This is a genomic window from Enterobacter sp. EC_64, from assembly GCF_019584165.1.
GTDB lineage: Bacteria > Pseudomonadota > Gammaproteobacteria > Enterobacterales > Enterobacteriaceae > Enterobacter > Enterobacter roggenkampii.
This window is the reverse complement of sequence record NZ_VDAS01000013.1, coordinates 31,576-52,087: the sequence shown is the minus strand read 5'-3', so window position 1 is coordinate 52,087 and position 20,512 is coordinate 31,576. Positions and strand designations below refer to the sequence as shown.

Below are 20,512 nucleotides of genomic sequence, written 5' to 3'. Positions count from 1 at the left end.
GATTAATCCTGGTTCTCTCTATTGTTTCTGTTTCGTCGCGGTTTGTCACCTTAACTTCAGACAAAGTTTTACCCATAAGGGCATGGCTGATATGCTGCCCGCTACTTTAAATGTGATGGAAGGAAAACCCATGACCACCCCGACTTTTGACACTATCGAAGCGCAGGCAAGTTACGGTATCGGCTTGCAGGTAGGACAGCAGCTGAGCGAATCCGGCCTGGAAGGTCTGTTACCTGAAGCGCTGGTGGCGGGTATCGCTGACGCGCTGGAAGGTAAACAGCCTGCCGTTCCGGTTGACGTTGTGCACCGTGCGCTGCGTGAAATCCACGAGCGTGCTGACGCCGTGCGTCGCGCGCGCTTTGAAGAGATGGCCGCCGAAGGTGTGAAATATCTGGAAGAGAACCGTGAGCGTGAAGGCGTGAACAGCACCGAGTCTGGTCTGCAGTTCCGCGTGATCAATCAGGGCGATGGCGCAATCCCGGCGCGTACCGACCACGTTCGCGTACACTACACCGGTAAGCTGATCGACGGTACCGTCTTCGACAGCTCCGTCGCGCGCGGCGAACCGGCTGAGTTCCCGGTGAATGGCGTTATCGCAGGCTGGATCGAAGCGCTGACCCTGATGCCAGTCGGTTCCAAATGGGAACTGACTATCCCGCATAACCTGGCTTACGGCGAGCGCGGCGCTGGCGCGTCCATCCCGCCATTCAGCACTCTGGTCTTTGAAGTCGAGCTGCTGGAAATTCTGTAATCGACTTTTCTTATTTCCTCTCCCCGGTTGGGGAGGGGAAAATAGCGTGAAAACCTATAGTTAAGTCGGAATCAATATTTTATCTTGCAAACGAAACTGTTGCGTGTATTTTTGTGAGCTGTTTCGCGCTGCATGAGTGATATGACACTCACTTTCAACATATTATTAACATAATATCTAAATCATAGTATTCATCCCGCCGATTCTTACCTAATATCGATTAGCCCTAACAAGGGAACGTCATTTTTTTGACGTATTTAAAGGCCAGAAGAGCCTTAACAACACAGACAGGCATAAACAGGAAAATATCACATGGTAGATCAGGTCAAAGTCGTCGCCGACGAAGAGGCGTCGTCTGAACAGTCGCTACGGCGCAATCTCACAAACCGTCATATTCAGCTCATTGCTATTGGGGGGGCCATCGGTACCGGGCTGTTTATGGGGTCAGGCAAAACCATAAGTCTCGCCGGACCGTCAATCATATTCGTTTATATGATTATCGGTTTTATGCTGTTCTTCGTGATGCGTGCAATGGGTGAGCTGCTGCTCTCGAACCTCGAATACAAATCCTTCAGCGACTTCGCTTCAGACCTGCTCGGGCCATGGGCGGGCTATTTCACCGGCTGGACCTACTGGTTCTGCTGGGTCGTGACCGGTATGGCGGACGTCGTGGCGATAACCGCCTATGCGCAGTTCTGGTTCCCCGGGCTGTCGGACTGGGTGGCCTCGCTGGCGGTTATTGTTCTGCTGCTGAGCCTGAACCTCGCCACCGTTAAAATGTTCGGTGAGATGGAGTTCTGGTTCGCGATGATCAAAATCGTGGCCATCGTTGGGCTCATCGTAGTAGGCCTGGTGATGGTGCTCACCCACTTCCAGTCACCAACCGGCGTTCAGGCGTCGTTTACCCATCTGTGGAATGATGGAGGCTGGTTCCCGAAAGGCATTAGCGGCTTCTTTGCCGGCTTCCAGATTGCGGTGTTCGCGTTTGTAGGGATTGAGCTTGTCGGAACGACCGCTGCGGAAACCAAAGATCCGGAGAAGTCTCTCCCGCGCGCCATCAACTCCATTCCGGTGCGTATCATCATGTTCTACGTCTTCGCGCTGATCATCATTATGTCCGTGACGCCGTGGAGCTCGGTGGTGCCAAGCAAGAGCCCGTTCGTTGAGCTGTTCGTGCTGGTGGGGCTGCCTGCGGCGGCGAGCCTGATTAACTTCGTGGTGCTGACCTCAGCGGCGTCTTCCGCGAACAGCGGCGTGTTCTCAACCAGCCGTATGCTGTTTGGTCTGGCGCAGGAAGGCGTGGCGCCGAGCGCGTTCGCCAAGCTGTCTAAGCGTGCGGTACCTGCGAAAGGGCTGACCTTCTCCTGCATGTGCCTGCTGGGCGGCGTGGTGATGCTCTACGTAAACCCAAGCGTGATTGGCGCGTTCACCATGATTACCACGGTCTCAGCGATCCTGTTTATGTTCGTCTGGACCATCATCCTCTGTTCCTATCTGGTGTACCGCAAACAGCGCCCACACCTGCATGAAAAATCGATCTACAAGATGCCGCTGGGCAAGCTGATGTGCTGGGTGTGCATGGCGTTCTTCGTCTTCGTGCTGGTTCTGCTGACGCTGGAAGATGATACCCGTCAGGCGCTGATCGTCACGCCGCTGTGGTTTATCGCCCTGGGGCTGGGCTGGATGTTTATCGGTAAGAAACGGATGGCTGGCATGCGTTAAGCATGTTGCCGGGTGGCGCTGACGCTTACCCGGCCTACGTTCGAGGACGTTGCAGGCCCGGTAAGCGCTAGCGCCACCGGGCTTTTTTATTCCCCCGCTAATGCCCGCGGGAACAGAACGTTGTTCTCAAGGCTGATGTGTTCCATCAGGTCGTCAATCATCTCGTTAATGCCGTTGTACATCGCTTTCCACGTTGTGCACGCTTCTGGCGGCGGCGTGACGTTGTGGGTGGTGTGTTTGATCACTTCCAGCAGTTCGCCCGCGTCATCATGCTCGCTTTCCATCACGCTGATGGGCCCCATCGCCTGGCTTCCCATTCCCTGTTTAATCATCGGGAAGAGGATCTGCTCTTCTTTCATCATGTGGCTGGAAAGCTCTTCGTGCAGCAGGGTCAGGTATTTCGCCAGACCGCGCGGAACGGAAGGTTTGTCGGCATGCACGCGTTCGACTTTGGTCGCCTGCAGGATCAACTCCGGCAGCTGTTCACGGTGACGGTCATGGTAACGCACGATGATGTGGTCGATGATTTCTGCGAGCGGAGCGGTTCGCCAGTCTTTGTCGACGGGCTGCTCGGCCAGCTTCGCCAGCTCGGCTTCAATCACCTCAACGTTCAGCTCTTTGCGTAAGGCCGCCCGTGCCAGGGTTTGCTTACCGCCGCAGCAGTAGTCCATATCGTATTTGCGAAACAGCGCAGAAGCGCGAGGAATGGAGAGCGCCAGCTCGCCCAGGGGTTGGTCGCGAAAGGCCATAGCAGTTACCTCATCATCAATAATATAAAGTGCATATTAAATACATCTTTTAAGCGACGCTATAACCCTTTAGAGGAACGGGTAAAAGTGAGATGCAGATCACAAAAAAATATCCGATTTAACTCTCTGAATGGGTTCAGGAAAGTGGTTTCGAAACTTTTTAAAGGTGGAGAAACAGTAAACAACCCGCTGCACCTGCCGATATATCCACGTCAGACAAACCTGCATATAACAAAGGCAACGCATGTTTAAACGTATAAAAGTCATTACCCTTCTGATTTCGGTGCTGCTTGTGCTCGGCATCATGCAAGTGATTTCCGCCGGTATCTTTATCAACGCCCTGAATAACGATAAAGACAACTTTACCGTGTCGCAGCTCTCCAGCAAGAACGTGGCGGAGTTTACCGATGCGTGGATCAGTCTGAACCAGGCGCGCGTCACCCTGAACCGCGGGATGCTGCGCCTGCAAAGCAGCATGGCCTCGCAAATTAACGGCGGTCAGCTGAATGAGCTGGTGACCACGGCGAAAAATCTGCTGACTGAAGCCCAGGTTCATTACGATAAATACTATGCCTTGCCGAATACGCCAGGCCTGGATGAGAACCTGACCAACCAACTCGAGGAGCAGTACCGCATTTACTCTGCAACGCTGACGCAAATGAATGTTCTGCTGAGCCAGGGCAATCTGGAAGATATGTTCAAGCAGAATGCTGAACAAAAACAGAATGCGATGCAGACGGTTTATCGTGAATGGCGTGAAGCGCAGGCCGCGCTCACGGATAAAGGCATTCAGGATAACGAAAGTGATTACAAGCGCATCCTGTGGATCCTCTCTGCGGTCATGCTGCTGGTGATTGTGGTGATTATCTCCAGCTGGATTGCGATGCGCCGCGTGCTGCTGCTGCCTCTGGAAGAGGTGATTAACCATATTCGCGCCATTGCGGCAGGCGATCTCACCCAGCCGATTCAGGCCGACGGTAAAAATGAAATGGCCATCCTGGCGCGCAACGTGCAGGAGATGCAAACTTCGCTGGCGAACACCGTGGGCGTGGTGCGCGAAGGCGCAGATACCATTTACACCGGTGCAGGCGAAATCTCCGCAGGCAGTAACGATCTCTCTTCCCGTACCGAGCAGCAGGCCGCGTCTCTGGAAGAGACGGCAGCCAGCATGGAACAGCTGACGGCAACCGTGAAGCAGAACGCCGATAACGCGCGTCAGGCTTCCCGTCTGGCGCTGGATGCCTCCTCCACGGCGAAGAAGGGCGGTCACGTGGTGGAAGGCGTCGTGCGGACGATGGATGAAATCGCCACCAGCTCCAGCAAAATCGCGCAAATTACCAACGTGATCGACGGGATTGCCTTCCAGACGAATATTCTGGCGCTGAACGCGGCGGTGGAAGCGGCCCGTGCAGGCGAGCAGGGCCGTGGCTTTGCGGTGGTGGCAGGGGAAGTGCGTACCCTTGCCCAGCGCAGCGCTCAGGCGGCGAAAGAGATCAAAGCGCTGATCGATGACTCCGGCGAACGCGTGAACGCGGGCTCGCAGCTGGTTAACGAAGCCGGGGCCACGATGGCTGAGATCGTCAATGCGGTTACTCGCGTCACCGACATTATGGGCGAAATTGCTTCGGCCTCTGACGAGCAGAGCCGCGGTATCGACCAGGTGGGCCAGGCGGTAGCCGAGATGGACCGCGTGACCCAGCAGAACGCCTCACTGGTGGAGGAGTCTGCGGCCGCGGCGGCGGCGCTGGAAGATCAGGCTGCACGCCTGAACGAAGCGGTGGCGGTGTTCAAAATTACCCGCAACCAGGCGGTCAAAGCGGCGCCGGTAAAAACCTATGTGCCAAAAGCGCAGCCTGTCGCGGCGGCGTCTGAAGCAAACTGGGAAACGTTTTAACATCATGTCGGGTGGCGCTGGCGCTTACCCGGCCTACGAAACGGCTCCTTGTAGGCCGGGTAAGGCGGAGCCGCCACCCGGCAAATATCACACCTCCGACGCCGGAACGACCCTCGGTTTTTCCGGCTTCGCTCTCACCGCCATCACCACCCCTACCACCAGCAGCACGATCCCGCAGGCCGTGAACAACGGCGGCACGCTCTGGCGCATGAGGAAGGTATAAAGCAGTCCGGCCAGGGTTTCGAAGACAATCAGCGGCCCTAAGATCACCGTCGGCAGCTTCTGGCTGGCAATGTTCCAGCACAGCGCGCCCACCCATGAGCACAGCACCGCGATCGCAACCATCAGGCCAATGAACACCCACGGTCTTGGCCCGAAGGGCTGGGCGAAGTCCGGCTGCTGATGGCCCAGCCAGAGGCATGCGCCGAGATACCCCACGACGGATACGGGCAGCGTGACCAGCGCCTGCGCCGTCGCCCACATCATCGGGTGCTTGTCCGGGTTCTCACGCAGCCAGCGCGCGTTGCGCAGGGCATACCATGCCCAGCACGCCACGGAAATGAACGCCAGCAGAATGCCAGAACCGTACCGCCATAGGTCAACATCGCCCTGCCCATGGCGCAGCTCGGCAATATTAACGCATATCAGCCCCAGGGCGGTGCAGACCAGCGCCGGGGCCATTTTTGACCACGCCATTTTGCCATCGCGCTGGCTGTAGAGCAGGTTAGCAAAGACGGGGATGACGACCGGCAGCGTGCCGATAATCATGGTCGATACCGGCGCACCGGTACGCTGAATGGCACTCGCGAGGCAAACGTAATAGATAAGATTGCCCATCATGGTCAGCGCCAGCGCGGTCCCCCAGTCCTGACGGCTGAGCTGGCGCAAGCGCGCGCGTCCCAGCCACGCCAGGGGCAGGGCAATCAGCCCCAGCGCCAGATAACGTCCGGTCGACTGCAATATTGCCGGATACTCGGGCACGATCAGCGGGCCGACAAAAATCAGTCCCCACATCATCCCGGCCAGCAGGGCATACAACACTCCACTAATCATTTTTCCATCCACAGGTATTTACGCTGTAGTTAGTGTAGGAGGGGCGAATGCGCGCGTATTGTATGAGATTGCGCATTAGCGCCGTGTAACCTGCTTCTGGTAGCGCACGGGCGTAATGCCGTAGCGGTGGGTAAATGCGCGGGTCAGATGTGACTGATCGGTCAGCCCGGTTGCGGCGGCAACCTCTGCGGCGGGCATGCCGTGGGTGAGAAACGCTTTGGCGCGCCAGAGTCGAATGGCCATCAGCATCTGATGCGGCGTCACGTGAAAATGGGCTTTGAACTGGCGCTGGAAATGATACGGGCTGAGCGAGACGACGCTGGCCAGCTCGTCCAGCGTCAGAGCGCGCATATAGTTGTCGTGCAGGTACTCGCGTACCCTTTCGAAGCGGTGCGCGCCTTCCTGAACCCGTGTCGCGTGGTGGGCAAACGGCTGGAAGGTCTCAATCAGATCCAGCAGTAAACCTTTTTGCGCAAGCGGATCGTCAGTGTGCCACAAGCCGTAAATGAGCCTGCCGATTTGCTGTGAGCGTAACGGATCATGACGGGTCACGTCGCTGAACCACCAGTGTCGGAGGCCGGTCACCTCTTCCAGCAGATCGGGTTCGATATAGACCATCCGGTAGCGCCAGCCGCCCTCGGTGGCGGATTCGCCGGTGTGGATCTCGTCCGGGTTCATGGTAACGACGGATTTCTCCGCCGCGAGATGCTGGCTGCCGCGATAGCGAAAGCGTTCGGCACCGGTTTCAATCGTGCCGATGCCGAAGGCTTCATGGGTGTGAGGCTCAAAGGCGTAGTCAGAAATGTGCGCGTGATACAGCTCCAGGCCCGGCAGCTGCGCCAGATGGCGAAAGCGCGCGCTGTCTCTTTCATCATTAAACTGTTCCGGTACGCCTTGCACGGTGAGCCTCCTCGTGGGTCATCTTTTCATTATCAAAGATGACCCGAGGGGATGCCACAAAAAATAACCATCCCGTAACAATTACAGAATGGCTTTAATGCTCTCCGCCAGCGTAGTGGTTGGGCGCCCGATCAGTTTGCTCAGGGTGCGGCTGTCGTCGAAAAGGCCGCCTTTCGAGGCGCCCACGTCGGAGTCCGCCAGCATATCCGCCAGCCCGGCAGGCAGGCCGACGCTTTTCAGCGCGGCAGCAAACTCCGCTTCGCTGAGATTCTGGTAGGTGACCGGCTTTCCGCTCTGTTTGCTCAGTTCAGCCGCCAGTTCGCTCAGCGTCCAGCCGTGGTCGCCCGCCAGTTCATACACCTTGCCCGCATGGCCCTCTTCAGCAATCACTTTCGCTGCCGCCGCGGCATAGTCTGCGCGGGTGGCAGAGGCAATTTTGCCTTCGCCTGCCGCACCAATAAACACGCCGTGTTCCAGCGCAGGCGGCGCGCTCGCCAGATAGTTTTCGGTATACCAGCCGTTGCGCAGCAGGGCATAAGGAATGCCGGACGCCGCCAGCGCTTTTTCAGTGGCAACGTGTTCAACGTGCAGACCGAGCGGCGAGGTATCCGCATGCAGCAGGCTGGTGTAGGCGATAAATTTCACCCCTGCCGCTTTGGCGGCGTTAATCACGTTCTGGTGCTGGATCGCGCGCTGGCCGACTTCGCTGGACGAGATCAGCAGCAGCTTATCCACGCCGTTCAGCGCGGCGGTGAATGCGGCTTCATCCGTGTAGTCCGCCTGACGAACCACAATTCCCTGCTGGCTTAAGGCTTCAGCTTTTGCCGGGTTACGTACGATGGCCACAATCTGGTTAGCCGGTACGGTTTTCAACAGCTGTTCGATAACGAGATGGCCAAGCTGGCCGGTGGCGCCGGTAATCGCGATCATGATGAATCTCCTTCGTGTTTGTCTGGTGTTGTGGCACACTAGCACCATAGCTAACTTTTAGTAAGTACGTACAAAAAGGTAAGTATGAAAACAACGATACCGACGCTCAGCGAACAATTGCGCGATGGCAATCTCTTCGCGGAACAGTGCCCTTCACGAGAGGTGCTCAAACACGTTACCAGCCGCTGGGGGGTACTGATTCTGCTGGCGCTGCGCCAGGGAACGCATCGCTTTAGCGATCTGCGCCGTAAAATGGGCGGGGTGAGCGAAAAGATGCTGTCCCAGTCGCTTCAGGCGCTGGAGCAGGACGGGTTTGTCGATCGCGTATCGTACCCGGTTGTGCCGCCGCACGTAGAGTATAGCCTGACCCCGATGGGGATCGAGGTCAGCGAGAAAGTCGCCGCGCTGGCGGACTGGATTGAGGTGAATACGCCGAAGGTGATGGCGAATCGGGACGAGCGCGCGGCGTAAAAGCCGGGTGGCGGCTTCGCCTTACCCGGCCTACCCATAATCTTCCATCCCGTAGGCCGGCTAAGCGAAGCGCCACCCGCCACAATCGACGCTACTTACTTAAATCCAGGTGATAAATCGCGAACCCAATATCATCCGTCGCGACCTGTTTCATCGGATACTGCGCCTTCTCCTTAATAAACGCGGCTGCCTTCTCGGACGGTGACGTTTCAAAGCGGATATCCAGCGGCGTATCGCTGTGGATCGGCGCCAGACGCCAGTTGTTATCCACCGCCGGATGAATTTCGCCGGCCTTTTTCGACTCCGCGCTGATCCACGCCGCCAGCACAGAGCGGTTCTCGTCCGGCGAGGCAAAGGCGATGTGTCCATCTCCCGTACCGGCAAACTTACCGCCGTAGGCACGGTAGTTATTGGTCACCACCAGGAAAGTGGCATTCGGGTCGATCGCCTTGCCGTTGAAGGTCAGGTTTTTAATGCGCTCCGCCTGCGGGTTGATCGCCTGACACTCGCCGTCATATTTCGCCGGCTGGGTGACGTCAATCTGGTAGTTCACGCCGTCGATCACGTCGAAGTTGTAGGTGCGGAAGCCGTCCCAGTTAATCAGCGACTGCGGCTTGCTGCTGTGTGGGTCAATCTGGTTAAACTGTCCGGCAGAACACTCCAGCCACTCTTTTACCTCTTTCCCGGTGGCTTTAACCACAACCAGCGTATTCGGGTAGAGATAGAGATCGGCGGCATTACGGAAGGTGAGCTGGCCCTTTTCGACCTCCACATAGCTTGCCGGGTCATTCTTACGCCCGCCCACTTTGAATGGCGCAGCGGCGGAGAGTACCGGCAGTTTCGCCAGATCCGGATCGCCCTGCACAAAGTGTTCGGCATAGGCTTTCTGCGCCATGTTGACGACCTGGACGGTCGGATCGTCCTGCACCAGCGCCAGGAAGCTGTACATGTTGTCGGCGGATTTGCCGATCGGCTTGCTGACGAATTCGCGCGTGGCGTCGTGATCGTGCTTCAGCACGTCGACCAGTTTTTTATCTTCCGCCGCCAGCGATTTTTTCGCAGCAGCGTCGTAAATTGGGCGCGCTTCGGCTTTTGGCTGCGTGACCTTCCAGCGGCCGCCGTCGTTATTCAGCACCAGATCCACCACGCCAAGATGGTCGCCCCACATGCCCGGCATCACCGACGGCACGCCGTTAAGCATCCCTTTCTCAATATCCGCCCCTTTAATGCTGGCAAAGTCTTTGCCCGGGAAGACCGCGTGGGCGTGGCCGAACAGGATTGCATCAACGCCCGGGACTTCACTCAGGTAGTAAACGGAGTTTTCTGCCATGGCCTGGTATGGATCGGCGGAGAGGCCGGAATGGGCAACCACCACCACCAGATCGGCGCCTTTTTCGCGCATTTCCGGCACGTATTTACGCGCGGTTTCGGTGATGTCGTTAACGGTCACCTTACCATCGAGGTTGGCCTTATCCCACGTCATGATCTGCGGCGGGACAAAACCGATGTAGCCGATTTTCAGCGTCTGTTTTTTCCCGTCCTGATCGACAACCTCAGTCTCTTTAATCAGGTAAGGCGTAAAAAGCGGCTTTTGGGTCTTAACGTCGATGATATTGGCGTTAACGTACGGGAATTTTGCGCCTGCCAGGGCATCATGCAGGTATGTCAGACCGTAGTTGAATTCATGGTTGCCGAGGTTACCGACGGTATAGTCCAGGGTGTTCATCGCTTTATAAACAGGATGGATCTCGCCTTTTTTCAGCCCCCTGGTCGCCATGTAGTCCCCGAGCGGACTGCCCTGAATGAGATCGCCGTTATCGACCAGCACGCTATTTTTCACTTCGCCGCGCGCCGCATTGATCAAACTCGCCGTGCGTACCAGTCCGAATTTTTCCGTCGGGGTATCTTTGTAGTAATCGAAATCCATCATGTTGCTGTGCAGATCGGTCGTTTCCAGAATACGTAAATCGACCGTCGCTGCCTGCACGCTCGCCGCAATCAGCGTCGCCAGGAGCGTTGCGCTAAACTTAATCATCAGAAGAGTCCTTTTTTCGATCCAGGCCACAAAAGAGTATGTATCTATAACGTGTTGCTTACATAAATGTGAATCCTGACAGAAAAAAGCAACCTGAAACCGGAATTGCTTCACAGATAGCGGAATTGTTCACATTACGATATAACTAAAACAAAGAGTTAACCTCACTGCGTTAACAAAGAGGTGGAAAATGCTAGATAAAATTTGTCAGCTCGCACGGGATGCGGGGGATGCCATCATGCAGGTGTATGACGGTAGTAAACCCATGGAGGTTGTCAGCAAAGCGGACGACTCTCCGGTCACGGCGGCAGATATCGCGGCGCATAAGGTGATCCTGAAAGGGTTACAGGCCTTAACGCCGGACATCCCCGTCCTGTCAGAAGAAGCGCCGCAAAGCTGGGAAGAGCGCCAGCACTGGCAGCGCTACTGGCTGGTGGACCCCCTGGACGGGACAAAAGAGTTCATCAAGCGCAACGGTGAATTCACCGTCAATATCGCCCTGATTGAGAAGGGTAAAGCGGTGCTGGGCGTGGTCTACGCGCCGGTCATGAAGGTGATGTACAGTGCTGCAGAAGGGAAGGCGTGGAAGGAAGAGTGCGGCGTGCGCAAGCAGATCCAGGTGCGCGACGCGCGTCCGCCGCTGGTGGTGATTAGCCGCTCGCACAGCGACAGCGAGCTGCAGGAGTATCTGCAGCAGCTGGGTGAACACCAGACCACCTCGATTGGCTCATCGCTGAAATTCTGCCTGGTGGCGGAAGGACAAGCTCAGCTCTATCCCCGCTTTGGGCCGACGAACGTCTGGGACACCGCCGCCGGGCATGCCGTTGCCGCGGCCGCCGGGGCGCATGTTCATGACTGGCAGGGCAAGCCGCTGGACTACACCCCGCGCGAATCCTTCCTCAATCCCGGCTTCCGCGTCTCTCTTTATTGAGCCAGCAGCTTATGCAGCAGGTCGACAACCTGCTGCACCTCTTCCTGGGTCAGCGCCCCGTCTTTCACCCACTGTACGCGGCCGTTCTTATCCAGCACGACAATCGCAGAGCTCTCTTCCTCCAGCTGCCAGGCCTTACGGGTGACGCCGTTGCTGTCGACGATAAACTGCGACCATGGGTAGAGCTTTTTATTGCTCTCAAGGCTTGAACGCACAAACATTCCGGAGCCCGGAATGGCGTCATCGGTATTCACGATCGTGGTGGTCTGGTAACGATCGTGTGGGAATTTTGCCGCCTTGATCGCCTCCACCAGGTTGGCATTTTTCTCTTTTGCAGATGTACGACCGGCAATATGTTGTACAACTCTCACTTTGCCCGCGAGCTGCGCGCTATTCCAGGCTTTATAGCTAAACTTATCATTGTCGAGAATCAATTCTCCCCGGTCAGCAATGCCGACTGGCGGTACACGTTGTCCTTTTTCAATGTTGTGAGCACTCGCCCACAGGGGCAGCAGCAGGCAGGCTGCTGCAAGGATAGTACGTAGGGTCATGGCGTTTCCTTATTGTTTGCAGGTGATCCGACCACTTGGTCATGCATTTTTAATGATAAGTGCGATCAATGTGGTTTTCCCGCAATCCCGATGCCACTTTGCGGGTGAACGCACATATCCATGAAAAAACGACGGCTTATACTGCGCTCAGTCACGCTTTGCAAAGATTATTCTGAATAATTGTAATCAAACGGTAAATAAACTTATGCACACTGGGTAACACCGTAGTTCTGGTCTATAGTCATTGGGCATTAAAATTTGCGCTCAGGACAGTCGGGCCGATTGTGGCACCGCAAGAGCGTATGATACGCAGGAGATACAAGAATGAAAATTTTCCAACGCTACAACCCGCTTCAGGTGGCGAAGTACGTGAAGATCCTGTTCCGTGGACGGTTGTATATCAAGGATGTTGGCGCTTTTGAGTTTGATAAGGGCAAAATCCTTGTCCCAAAAGTGAAGGACAAACAGCACCTGTCTGTGATGTCCGAAGTCAACCGTCAGGTTATGCGTCTGCAAACTGAGATGGCTTAACCAACGTGCTATGCAGCAGTAAAAAAACGGCTCCCGATGGGAGCCGTTGATGTTTGTGGGGGCAGGAACCTTACGCCGACACCTTCTCTTCCGCATCCGGCAGCTTCGGCACCAGTACGGTCGGTTTGTTGTCGATGCGCGTCACCAGCAGCTGGTCGATGCGGTAGTTATCAATATCCACCACCTCAAACTTGTAGCCGGAGAACTTCACCGAGTCGGTACGTTTCGGGATCTTACGCAGCATAAACATCATAAAGCCGCCGATGGTCTCGTAGTTTCCGGACTGCGGGAACTCGTCGATATCCAGCACGCGCATCACGTCTTCAATTGGCGTGCCGCCATCAATCAGCCATGAATTATCGTCACGCTGAACAATCTGCTCTTCCAGCCCCTGGCCTACCAGGTCGCCCATCAGCGTGGTCATGACGTCGTTGAGGGTGATAATACCCACCACCAGCGCGTATTCGTTCATGATCACCGCGAAGTCTTCCCCGGCGGTTTTGAAGCTTTCCAGCGCTTCTGAGAGCGTCAGGGTGTCCGGCACAATCAGGGTATTGCGGATCTGCACGCCGCTGTTCAGCGCCAGGCTCTGGTTCGCCAGCACGCGGTTCAGCAGGTCTTTGGAGTCGACGTAACCGATGATGTGGTCAATATCTTCATTACAGACCAGGAACTTGGAGTGCGGATGCTGCGCCACTTTGTTCTTCAGGCTCTGCTCATCTTCATGTAAATCGAACCAGATAATGCTTTCACGGCCCGTCATGGAAGAGGGCACGGTACGGGATTCCAGTTCGAATACGTTCTCAATCAGCTCGTGTTCCTGCTTACGCAGTACCCCGGCCAGGGCACCGGCTTCCACGACCGCATAAATGTCGTCAGAGGTGATGTCATCTTTACGCACCATCGGCAGCTTAAAGATGCGGAAAATGACGTTTGCCAGGCCGTTGAAGAACCACACCAGCGGGCGGAACACAAACAGGCAGAAGCGCATCGGGTTGATGATACGCAAAGCCACGGCTTCTGGCGCAATCATACCGATGCGTTTCGGGGTCAGGTCGGCGAAGAGGATGAACAGCCCGGTCACCAGCGAGAAGGAGAGGATAAAGCTCAGCTGTTCGGCCAGTTCTGCGGACATGTACTGCGCAAAGAGGCTATAAAACGCCGGGGAAAACGCCGCATCGCCCACGATACCGCCCAGGATAGCCACCGCGTTCAGACCAATTTGCACCACGGTAAAGAACGTACCGGGGTTTTCCTGCATTTTGAGAATGCGAGAGGCGTTGATGTTGCCCTCGTCGGCGAGCAGCTTCAGTTTGATTTTACGGGACGCGGCCAGCGAGATCTCGGATATCGAGAAAAATGCACTGACGGCAATCAGACAAAGTATTACTAAAATACTGTTTAACATAGTTTATCCGGCTTCTCGCCAGATCCTCAGAAGGGGAGTTGATACCATTTGTGTGGAAACACATTGAACATCAGCTCGTAGCGTTGAGCCGATTATTTCAGCGGCTAGTATAGCGTAAAGAGATGTAAATCTGCCAGAGGTCACATTTTTACATAAAACAGACCGGACAGCGGGTGCTGCCCGGTACGGGCGACGATCTAACGGCTGATAATCAGGCCAGCTGTGGCGGCAGGCAGACGCCGATACCTCCGATTCCGCAGTAGCCGTACGGGTTTTTATGCAGATACTGCTGGTGATCGTCCTCGGCGTAGTAGAACGGTTTCGCGGTGGTGATTTCCGTGGTCACCTCGCGCGTATCGCCCGCTTCACGCATGGCCTGCTGGAAACGCTCAAGGCTGGCGCGCGCGGCGGCATCCTGCTCAGGGGTGAGCGGATAGATAGCCGAGCGGTACTGCGTGCCGTGGTCGTTGCCCTGACGCATGCCCTGCGCCGGGTCGTGGTTTTCCCAGAAGACCTGCAGGAGCTGTTCGTAGCTGATTACCGTCGGGTCGTACACTACGCGTACCGCTTCCGCATGGCCGGTTTCGCCGGAGCAGACTTCGCGGTAGGTTGGATTCGGCGTGTAACCGCCCGTGTAGCCGGCTGCCGTGCTGTAAACGCCAGGCAGCTGCCAGAAGAGGCGCTCAACGCCCCAGAAGCAGCCCATAGCGAACAGGGCGATTTCCATGCCATCAGGAACGTTAGTCATGGAATGGCCATTGACGGCGTGTAAAGTCGCCACAGGCATAGGGGTGTTGCGTCCCGGTAATGCATCAGCTTGTGAAACCAGATGCTTTTTGTCGAATAAACTCACGGTGGGGCCTCCCGGGGTGCGATGTTTCGGTTAAGGTTGTCACGGCGCGTTTAATTGAACACAATAAATGCGCTGAATGAGTCTAGATTTAATCATAAGAAATATTTGGGTGTTACACCCATTTTCAACCCGATATTCGGGTTTTTGGCCAACAGGCCGTATTTTGCCGCGGAGCGGCACTTCATTTGCTTCCAGGGTGGAAACAGGGATATTCAGGAGAAAACGTGACAAAAATCCGCCAGTTATGTTTAGTCAGTCTGTTGCTGACAAGCGGGATTGCCAGCGCGGCGAATGTCCGTTTGCAGGTTGAGGGGTTATCCGGGGCGCTACAAAAAAACGTGCGTGCGCAGCTATCGACCATCCAGAGTGATGAGGTGACGCCGGACCGGCGTTTCCGCGCGCGCGTCGATGATGCCATCCGTGAAGGACTAAAAGCGCTGGGGTATTACGAACCCACCATTGATTTCGATCTCCGCCCGCCCCCAAAGAAGGGGCGCCAGGTGCTTATTGCCCGCGTTTCGCCGGGCGAGCCGGTGCTGATTGGCGGCACCAACGTCATCCTGCGCGGCGGGGCGCGTACCGACCGGGATTACCTCGACTTGCTCAGCACGCGGCCGAAAATCGGCACCGTGCTCAACCACGGTGACTACGACCACTTCAAAAAAGAGCTGACCAGCGTTTCCCTGCGTAAGGGCTACTTTGACAGCCAGTTCAATAAAAGCCAGCTGGGCATTGCGCTGGCGCGACGTCAGGCCTTCTGGGATATCGACTACGATAGCGGAGAACGCTACCGCTTTGGCGACGTGACATTCGAAGGGTCGCAAATTCGTGAAGAGTACCTGCAAAACCTCGTGCCCTTTAAAAAAGGGGATTACTACCAGTCGAGCGACCTGGGAGAGCTGAACCGACGGCTCTCAGCCACCGGCTGGTTTAACTCCGTGGTTGTCGCCCCTGAATTTGATAAGTCTCGCAAAACCAAGGTGTTGCCGCTGCACGGCGTTGTTTCGCCGCGCACCGAGAACACCATTGAAACCGGTGTGGGCTATTCGACGGACGTTGGCCCGCGCGTGAAGGCTACCTGGAAAAAGCCGTGGATGAACTCCTACGGCCATAGCCTGACCACCAGCGCCAGCATTTCCGCCCCGGAACAGCAGCTCGATTTCAGCTATAAAATGCCGCTGCTGAAAAATCCGCTTGAGCAATATTACCTGGTTCAGGGGGGCTTTAAGCGCACCGACCTGAACGATACCGAGTCCGATTCCACCACGCTTGCCGTGTCGCGTTACTGGGATCTCTCCAGCGGCTGGCAGCGCGCCATCAACCTGCGCTGGAGCCTGGATCACTTTACCCAGGCCAACGTCACCAACACCACCATGCTGCTCTATCCTGGTGTGATGATCAGCCGCACCCGCTCGCGCGGCGGCCTGATGCCGACCTGGGGCGATTCCCAGCGTTACTCTATCGATTACTCCAACACCATGTGGGGTTCCGACGTGGATTTCTCGGTGATTCAGGCGCAGAACGTCTGGATCCGCACGCTGTATGACAAACACCGCTTTGTGGTGCGCGGCAACCTCGGCTGGATTGAAACCGGCGACTTCGACAAGGTTCCGCCGGACCTGCGCTTCTTCGCCGGGGGCGATCGCAGCATCCGCGGCTATAAATACAAATCCATCGCGCCTAAGGACGATGACGGCAAGCTGATCGGTGCCTCTAAGCTGGCTACCGGCTCGCTGGAGTACCAGTACAACGTCAGCGGAAAATGGTGGGGCGCCATGTTCGTCGACGGCGGCGAAGCGGTGAGCGATATCCGCCGCAGCGATTTTAAAACCGGCGCGGGCGTCGGCGTACGCTGGCAGTCACCCGTCGGGCCCATTAAGCTCGATTTCGCCGTGCCGGTGGGCGACAAAGAAGAACACGGATTACAGTTTTACATCGGTCTGGGGCCTGAATTATGAGTTTATGGAAGAAGATAAGCCTCGGGGTGCTGATTTTTATCGTGCTGCTGCTCGGTACGGTGGCGTTTCTGGTAGGAACGACGACCGGGCTGCATCTGCTGTTTAATGCCGCGAACCGCTGGGTGCCGGGGCTGGAGATTGGCCAGGTGACGGGCGGCTGGCGCGACCTGCGCCTGAAGAACATCCGCTATGAGCAGCCGGGTGTGGCGGTGAACGCCGGGGAGTTTCACCTGGCGGTGAAGCTGGGCTGTCTGCGTGACAGCAAGCTCTGCGTCAACGACTTGTCGCTAAAAGACGTCAACGTGGCGATAGATTCGAAGAAAATGCCGAAGTCTGCGCCGGTAGAGGAAGAGGACAGCGGTCCGCTGAATCTCTCCACGCCGTACCCTATCGCGCTTTATCGGGTGGCGCTTGATAACGTCAATATCAAAATCGACGACACCACCGTGTCCGTGATGGATTTCAGCTCCGGCCTGCGCTGGCAGGAGAAAAACCTCACCCTGACGCCAACCTCCCTGCAGGGCTTGCTGATCGCGCTGCCGAAAGTGGCCGACGTGGCGCAGGAAGAGATCGTCGAGCCGAAGATCCAGAACCCGCAGCCGGAAGAGAAGCCGCTGGGCGAAACGCTGAAAGACCTCTTCTCGAAGCCTGTCCTGCCGGAAATGACCGATGTGCATCTGCCGCTGAACCTCAATATTGAAGAGTTCAAAGGCGAGCAGCTGCGCCTGACCGGCGATACCGACCTGACGGTCTATAACATGCTGCTGAAAGTCAGCAGCATTGACGGCAACATGAAGCTCGACGCGCTGGATATCGACACCAATCAGGGCTCGGTGAACGCGTCAGGCAACGCCCTGCTGCGCGACAACTGGCCGGTGGATATCACGCTGAATAGCGCCCTGAACATTGACCCGCTCAAAGGCGAGAAGGTGAAGGTCAAAGTGGGCGGGGCGCTGCGCGAGAAGCTGGATGTCGGGGTCAATCTCTCCGGCCCGGTGGACATGGTCCTGCGTGCGCAAACCCAGCTGGCGGAAGCCGGGCTGCCGCTCAATCTTGAGGTGGTCAGCAAGCAGCTTTACTGGCCATTCACCGGCGAAAAACAGTACCAGGCCGATGACCTGAAGCTGAAGCTGAGCGGTAAGATGACCGACTATACGCTCTCGTTCCGCACCGCAGTGAAGGGTCAGGGCGTGCCGCCCGCGAACATCACCCTGGATGCGAAGGGCAATGAACAGCAGGTTAACCTCGACAAGCTGACCGTCGCGGCGCTGGAAGGCAAAACCGAGTTGACCGCGCTGCTCGACTGGCAGCAGGCGATCAGCTGGCGCGGCGAGCTGAAGCTGACGGGCATTAACACCGCCAAAGAGGTGCCGGACTGGCCGTCGAAGCTGGATGGCCTGATTAAAACCCGCGGCAGCCTGTACGGCGGCACGTGGCAGATGGACGTGCCGGAGATTAAGCTCACCGGGAACGTAAAGCAGAACAAGGTAAACGTTGAAGGATCGGTGAAAGGCAACAGCTACCTGCAGTGGGTTATCCCGGGTCTGCACGTGGCGCTGGGCCGCAACACGGCGGATATCAAAGGCGAGCTGGGGGTGAAAGATCTCAATCTGGACGCCACCATCGACGCGCCGAATCTGGATAACGCCCTGCCGGGCCTGGGCGGTACGGCGAAGGGGCTCCTGAAGGTGCGCGGCACGGTAGACGCGCCGCAGCTGCTGGCGGACATTACCGCCAATAACCTGCGCTGGCAGGCGCTGAGCGTTGCCCGCGTTCGTGTGGAAGGGGATGTGAAATCCACTGACCAGATCGGCGGAAACCTGAACCTGCGCGTGGAGCGCATTTCTCAGCCGGACGTCAACATCAGCCTGGTCACCCTGGACGCGAAAGGGAACGAGAAGCAGCACGACCTGCAGTTGCGCGTGCAGGGCGAGCCGGTCTCCGGCCAGCTTCACCTGACCGGCAGCTTCGACCGCAAAGAGGAGCGCTGGAAAGGGACGCTGGATAACACCCGTTTCAATACGCCGGTCGGGCCGCTGGCGCTGTCGCGCGCCATCGCGCTGGACTACCGCAACGCCGAGCAGAAGATCAGCATTGGGCCGCACTGCTGGACCAACCCGAATGCGGAACTGTGCGTGCCGCAGACTATCGACGCGGGCGCGGAAGGACGCGCACAGATCACCCTCAACCGCTTCGATCTGGCGATGCTGAAACCGTTTATGCCGGATACTACCCAGGCCAGCGGCGTCTTCAGCGGAAAAGCCGATGTCGCCTGGGACACCACCAAAGAGGGGCTGCCTCAGGGCAGCGTCACGCTGTCCGGGCGTAACGTGAAGGTGACGCAGGAGGTGAATGACGCGCCGCTGCCGGTGGCCTTCGACACCCTGAACCTGAGCGCGGACCTGCATAACAACCGTGCGGAGCTGGGCTGGCTGATTCGTCTCACCAATAACGGTCAGTTTGACGGCAAGGTTCAAATTACCGACCCACAGGGACGACGAAATCTGGGCGGCAACGTCACTATCCGCAACTTCAACCTGGCGATGGTGAACCCGATTTTCGCGCGCGGGGAAAAAGCCGAGGGCATGGTGAACGCCAACCTGCGCCTGGCGGGCAATGCGCAAAGCCCTCAGCTGTTCGGCCAGCTGCGCCTCAGCGGCGTGGATATTGACGGCAACTTTATGCCGTTTGACATGCAGCCGAGCCAGATCGCGATGAACTTCAACGGCATGAGCTCGACGCTGAGCGGATCGGTACTGACGCAGCAGGGGCAAATCAACCTGAGCGGCGACGCGGACTGGAGCCAGCTCGACAACTGGCGCGCCCGTATTGCCGCGAAGGGCAGTAAGGTGCGCATCACCGTACCGCCGATGGTGCGACTGGACGTCTCGCCTGATGTGGTCTTTGAAGCCACGCCAAGCCTCTTCACGCTTGATGGTCGCGTTGACGTGCCGTGGGCGCGCATCGTGGTTCACGACGTGCCGGAAAGTGCGGTCGGCGTCTCAAGTGATGAAGTTATGCTCAATGAAAATCTGAAACCGGTCGAACAGAAGAGCGCGGGCATCCCGATTAATAGTAACCTTATCGTGCACGTGGGGAATAACGTGCGGTTGGATGCGTTTGGGCTGAAGGCGAGGCTTACGGGCGACCTGAAGGTGGCGCAGGATAAACAAGGGCTTGGCCTGAACGGGCAGATCAATATCCCTGAAGGGCGATTCCACGCCTATGGTCAGGATCTGATTGTCCGTAAAGGCGAGCTGCTGTTCTCCGGTCCACCGGATCAACCGCTGCTGAACATCGAAGCGATTCGTAACCCGGAAGCGACGGAAAACGACGTCATTGCCGGGGTACGCGTCACCGGTTCCGCCGACGAACCGAAGGCGGAGATCTTCTCTGACCCGGCGATGTCCCAGCAGGAAGCCCTTTCTTACCTGCTGCGTGGTCAAGGTCTCGACAGCGGTCAGAGCGACAGCGCAGCGATGACTTCGATGTTAGTGGGGCTGGGGGTTGCACAAAGTGGGCAGGTTGTGGGTAAAATCGGCGAGACGTTCGGCGTAAGCAATCTGGCGCTGGACACCCAGGGCGTGGGTGACTCCTCGCAGGTGGTGGTCAGCGGCTATGTACTGCCGGGTCTGCAGGTAAAATATGGTGTGGGGATCTTTGACTCACTGGCAACACTCACGTTACGCTATCGCCTGATGCCTAAGCTATATCTGGAAGCAGTGTCCGGCGTAGACCAGGCACTTGATCTGCTCTATCAGTTTGAGTTTTAGCA

At 57.0% G+C, this 20,512-nt stretch carries 16 protein-coding genes; 8 read left to right on the top strand and 8 right to left on the bottom strand.

What is annotated here, in order from left to right; all coding sequences use genetic code 11:
• Window positions 1–130: 130 nt before the first annotated feature.
• Both fklB and cycA read left to right on the top strand, forming a co-directional pair.
• Window positions 131–751 carry an FKBP-type peptidyl-prolyl cis-trans isomerase gene (gene fklB, locus FHC52_RS12445; RefSeq protein WP_008502892.1) on the top strand — a complete coding sequence of 207 codons (621 nt, stop codon included), beginning with the start codon at window positions 131–133 and terminating at the stop codon, window positions 749–751.
• Between the two features lie 312 nt (window positions 752–1,063).
• The gene (gene cycA / locus FHC52_RS12440; RefSeq protein WP_008502891.1) at window positions 1,064–2,473 is read left to right on the top strand and encodes a D-serine/D-alanine/glycine transporter; all 1,410 of its coding nucleotides are present in this window, start codon (window positions 1,064–1,066) and stop codon (window positions 2,471–2,473) included.
• A gap of 86 nt (window positions 2,474–2,559) precedes the next feature.
• Here the strand turns inward: cycA and ytfE are convergent, their stop codons facing one another.
• Window positions 2,560–3,222 (bottom strand): iron-sulfur cluster repair protein YtfE, encoded by a 663-nt coding sequence (gene ytfE / locus FHC52_RS12435; RefSeq protein WP_008502890.1) that lies wholly within the window; start codon window positions 3,220–3,222, stop codon window positions 2,560–2,562.
• Window positions 3,223–3,466: 244 nt separating this feature from the next.
• On the opposite strand from ytfE, the gene FHC52_RS12430 reads away from it, so the two are divergent.
• Window positions 3,467–5,116, top strand: a complete 1,650-nt coding sequence (locus FHC52_RS12430; protein ID WP_021240703.1) for a methyl-accepting chemotaxis protein — start codon at window positions 3,467–3,469, stop codon at window positions 5,114–5,116.
• A gap of 87 nt (window positions 5,117–5,203) precedes the next feature.
• Here FHC52_RS12430 and FHC52_RS12425 read toward each other — a convergent pair whose 3' ends face one another.
• The 3 genes from FHC52_RS12425 to FHC52_RS12415 form a co-directional block, all read right to left on the bottom strand.
• Window positions 5,204–6,169 carry a DMT family transporter gene (locus tag FHC52_RS12425; protein ID WP_220420094.1) on the bottom strand — a complete coding sequence of 322 codons (966 nt, stop codon included), beginning with the start codon at window positions 6,167–6,169 and terminating at the stop codon, window positions 5,204–5,206.
• Window positions 6,170–6,244: 75 nt separating this feature from the next.
• On the bottom strand, window positions 6,245–7,069 hold the full coding sequence (locus FHC52_RS12420; RefSeq protein WP_047748358.1) for an AraC family transcriptional regulator: 825 nt from the start codon (window positions 7,067–7,069) through the stop codon (window positions 6,245–6,247).
• A gap of 81 nt (window positions 7,070–7,150) precedes the next feature.
• Window positions 7,151–7,999 carry an SDR family oxidoreductase gene (locus FHC52_RS12415; RefSeq protein WP_047748359.1) on the bottom strand — a complete coding sequence of 283 codons (849 nt, stop codon included), beginning with the start codon at window positions 7,997–7,999 and terminating at the stop codon, window positions 7,151–7,153.
• An 84-nt stretch (window positions 8,000–8,083) separates the two neighbouring features.
• Between FHC52_RS12415 and FHC52_RS12410 the strand changes: the two genes are divergently transcribed.
• Window positions 8,084–8,470 carry a helix-turn-helix domain-containing protein gene (locus tag FHC52_RS12410; protein ID WP_021240700.1) on the top strand — a complete coding sequence of 129 codons (387 nt, stop codon included), beginning with the start codon at window positions 8,084–8,086 and terminating at the stop codon, window positions 8,468–8,470.
• A 91-nt stretch (window positions 8,471–8,561) separates the two neighbouring features.
• Here FHC52_RS12410 and FHC52_RS12405 read toward each other — a convergent pair whose 3' ends face one another.
• A complete protein-coding gene (locus tag FHC52_RS12405) occupies window positions 8,562–10,505 on the bottom strand; it encodes a bifunctional 2',3'-cyclic-nucleotide 2'-phosphodiesterase/3'-nucleotidase (RefSeq protein ID WP_220420093.1) in 1,944 nt (647 codons plus the stop codon).
• A gap of 190 nt (window positions 10,506–10,695) precedes the next feature.
• Between FHC52_RS12405 and cysQ the strand changes: the two genes are divergently transcribed.
• Window positions 10,696–11,436 carry a 3'(2'),5'-bisphosphate nucleotidase CysQ gene (gene cysQ, locus FHC52_RS12400; protein WP_008501432.1) on the top strand — a complete coding sequence of 247 codons (741 nt, stop codon included), beginning with the start codon at window positions 10,696–10,698 and terminating at the stop codon, window positions 11,434–11,436.
• Here cysQ and FHC52_RS12395 read toward each other — a convergent pair.
• A complete protein-coding gene (locus FHC52_RS12395) occupies window positions 11,430–11,987 on the bottom strand; it encodes a YtfJ family protein (RefSeq protein WP_023326561.1) in 558 nt (185 codons plus the stop codon). The genes cysQ and FHC52_RS12395 overlap by 7 nt on opposite strands.
• 324 nt (window positions 11,988–12,311) lie before the next feature.
• On the opposite strand from FHC52_RS12395, the gene FHC52_RS12390 reads away from it, so the two are divergent.
• Window positions 12,312–12,518, top strand: a complete 207-nt coding sequence (locus FHC52_RS12390; RefSeq protein ID WP_008501430.1) for a DUF1107 domain-containing protein — start codon at window positions 12,312–12,314, stop codon at window positions 12,516–12,518.
• 70 nt (window positions 12,519–12,588) lie between these two features.
• Here the strand turns inward: FHC52_RS12390 and FHC52_RS12385 are convergent, their stop codons facing one another.
• Window positions 12,589–13,926: a hemolysin family protein gene (locus tag FHC52_RS12385; protein ID WP_008501429.1), complete on the bottom strand. Its 1,338-nt coding sequence runs from the start codon at window positions 13,924–13,926 to the stop codon at window positions 12,589–12,591.
• Between the two features lie 211 nt (window positions 13,927–14,137).
• On the bottom strand, window positions 14,138–14,779 hold the full coding sequence (gene msrA / locus FHC52_RS12380) for a peptide-methionine (S)-S-oxide reductase MsrA (protein ID WP_008501428.1): 642 nt from the start codon (window positions 14,777–14,779) through the stop codon (window positions 14,138–14,140).
• A gap of 224 nt (window positions 14,780–15,003) precedes the next feature.
• Here msrA and tamA point away from each other — a divergent pair, with 224 nt between their 5' ends.
• Window positions 15,004–16,737: an autotransporter assembly complex protein TamA gene (tamA, locus tag FHC52_RS12375; protein ID WP_008501426.1), complete on the top strand. Its 1,734-nt coding sequence runs from the start codon at window positions 15,004–15,006 to the stop codon at window positions 16,735–16,737.
• Window positions 16,734–20,510: a translocation/assembly module TamB domain-containing protein gene (tamB, locus tag FHC52_RS12370; RefSeq protein WP_220420092.1), complete on the top strand. Its 3,777-nt coding sequence runs from the start codon at window positions 16,734–16,736 to the stop codon at window positions 20,508–20,510. Before tamA ends, tamB begins: the two co-directional genes overlap by 4 nt.
• The last annotated feature ends 2 nt before the right edge of the window (window positions 20,511–20,512 follow it).

Coding starts and splice junctions, on each gene's coding strand:
- cysQ (WP_008501432.1), top strand. CDS start 10,696: ATGCTAGATAAAATTTGTCAGCTCGCACGGGATGCGGGGGATGCCATC.
- FHC52_RS12405 (WP_220420093.1), bottom strand. CDS start 10,505: ATGATTAAGTTTAGCGCAACGCTCCTGGCGACGCTGATTGCGGCGAGC.
- ytfE (WP_008502890.1), bottom strand. CDS start 3,222: ATGGCCTTTCGCGACCAACCCCTGGGCGAGCTGGCGCTCTCCATTCCT.
- FHC52_RS12430 (WP_021240703.1), top strand. CDS start 3,467: ATGTTTAAACGTATAAAAGTCATTACCCTTCTGATTTCGGTGCTGCTT.
- FHC52_RS12415 (WP_047748359.1), bottom strand. CDS start 7,999: ATGATCGCGATTACCGGCGCCACCGGCCAGCTTGGCCATCTCGTTATC.
- FHC52_RS12395 (WP_023326561.1), bottom strand. CDS start 11,987: ATGACCCTACGTACTATCCTTGCAGCAGCCTGCCTGCTGCTGCCCCTG.
- FHC52_RS12385 (WP_008501429.1), bottom strand. CDS start 13,926: ATGTTAAACAGTATTTTAGTAATACTTTGTCTGATTGCCGTCAGTGCA.
- tamB (WP_220420092.1), top strand. CDS start 16,734: ATGAGTTTATGGAAGAAGATAAGCCTCGGGGTGCTGATTTTTATCGTG.
- fklB (WP_008502892.1), top strand. CDS start 131: ATGACCACCCCGACTTTTGACACTATCGAAGCGCAGGCAAGTTACGGT.
- FHC52_RS12425 (WP_220420094.1), bottom strand. CDS start 6,169: ATGATTAGTGGAGTGTTGTATGCCCTGCTGGCCGGGATGATGTGGGGA.
- FHC52_RS12410 (WP_021240700.1), top strand. CDS start 8,084: ATGAAAACAACGATACCGACGCTCAGCGAACAATTGCGCGATGGCAAT.
- cycA (WP_008502891.1), top strand. CDS start 1,064: ATGGTAGATCAGGTCAAAGTCGTCGCCGACGAAGAGGCGTCGTCTGAA.
- FHC52_RS12390 (WP_008501430.1), top strand. CDS start 12,312: ATGAAAATTTTCCAACGCTACAACCCGCTTCAGGTGGCGAAGTACGTG.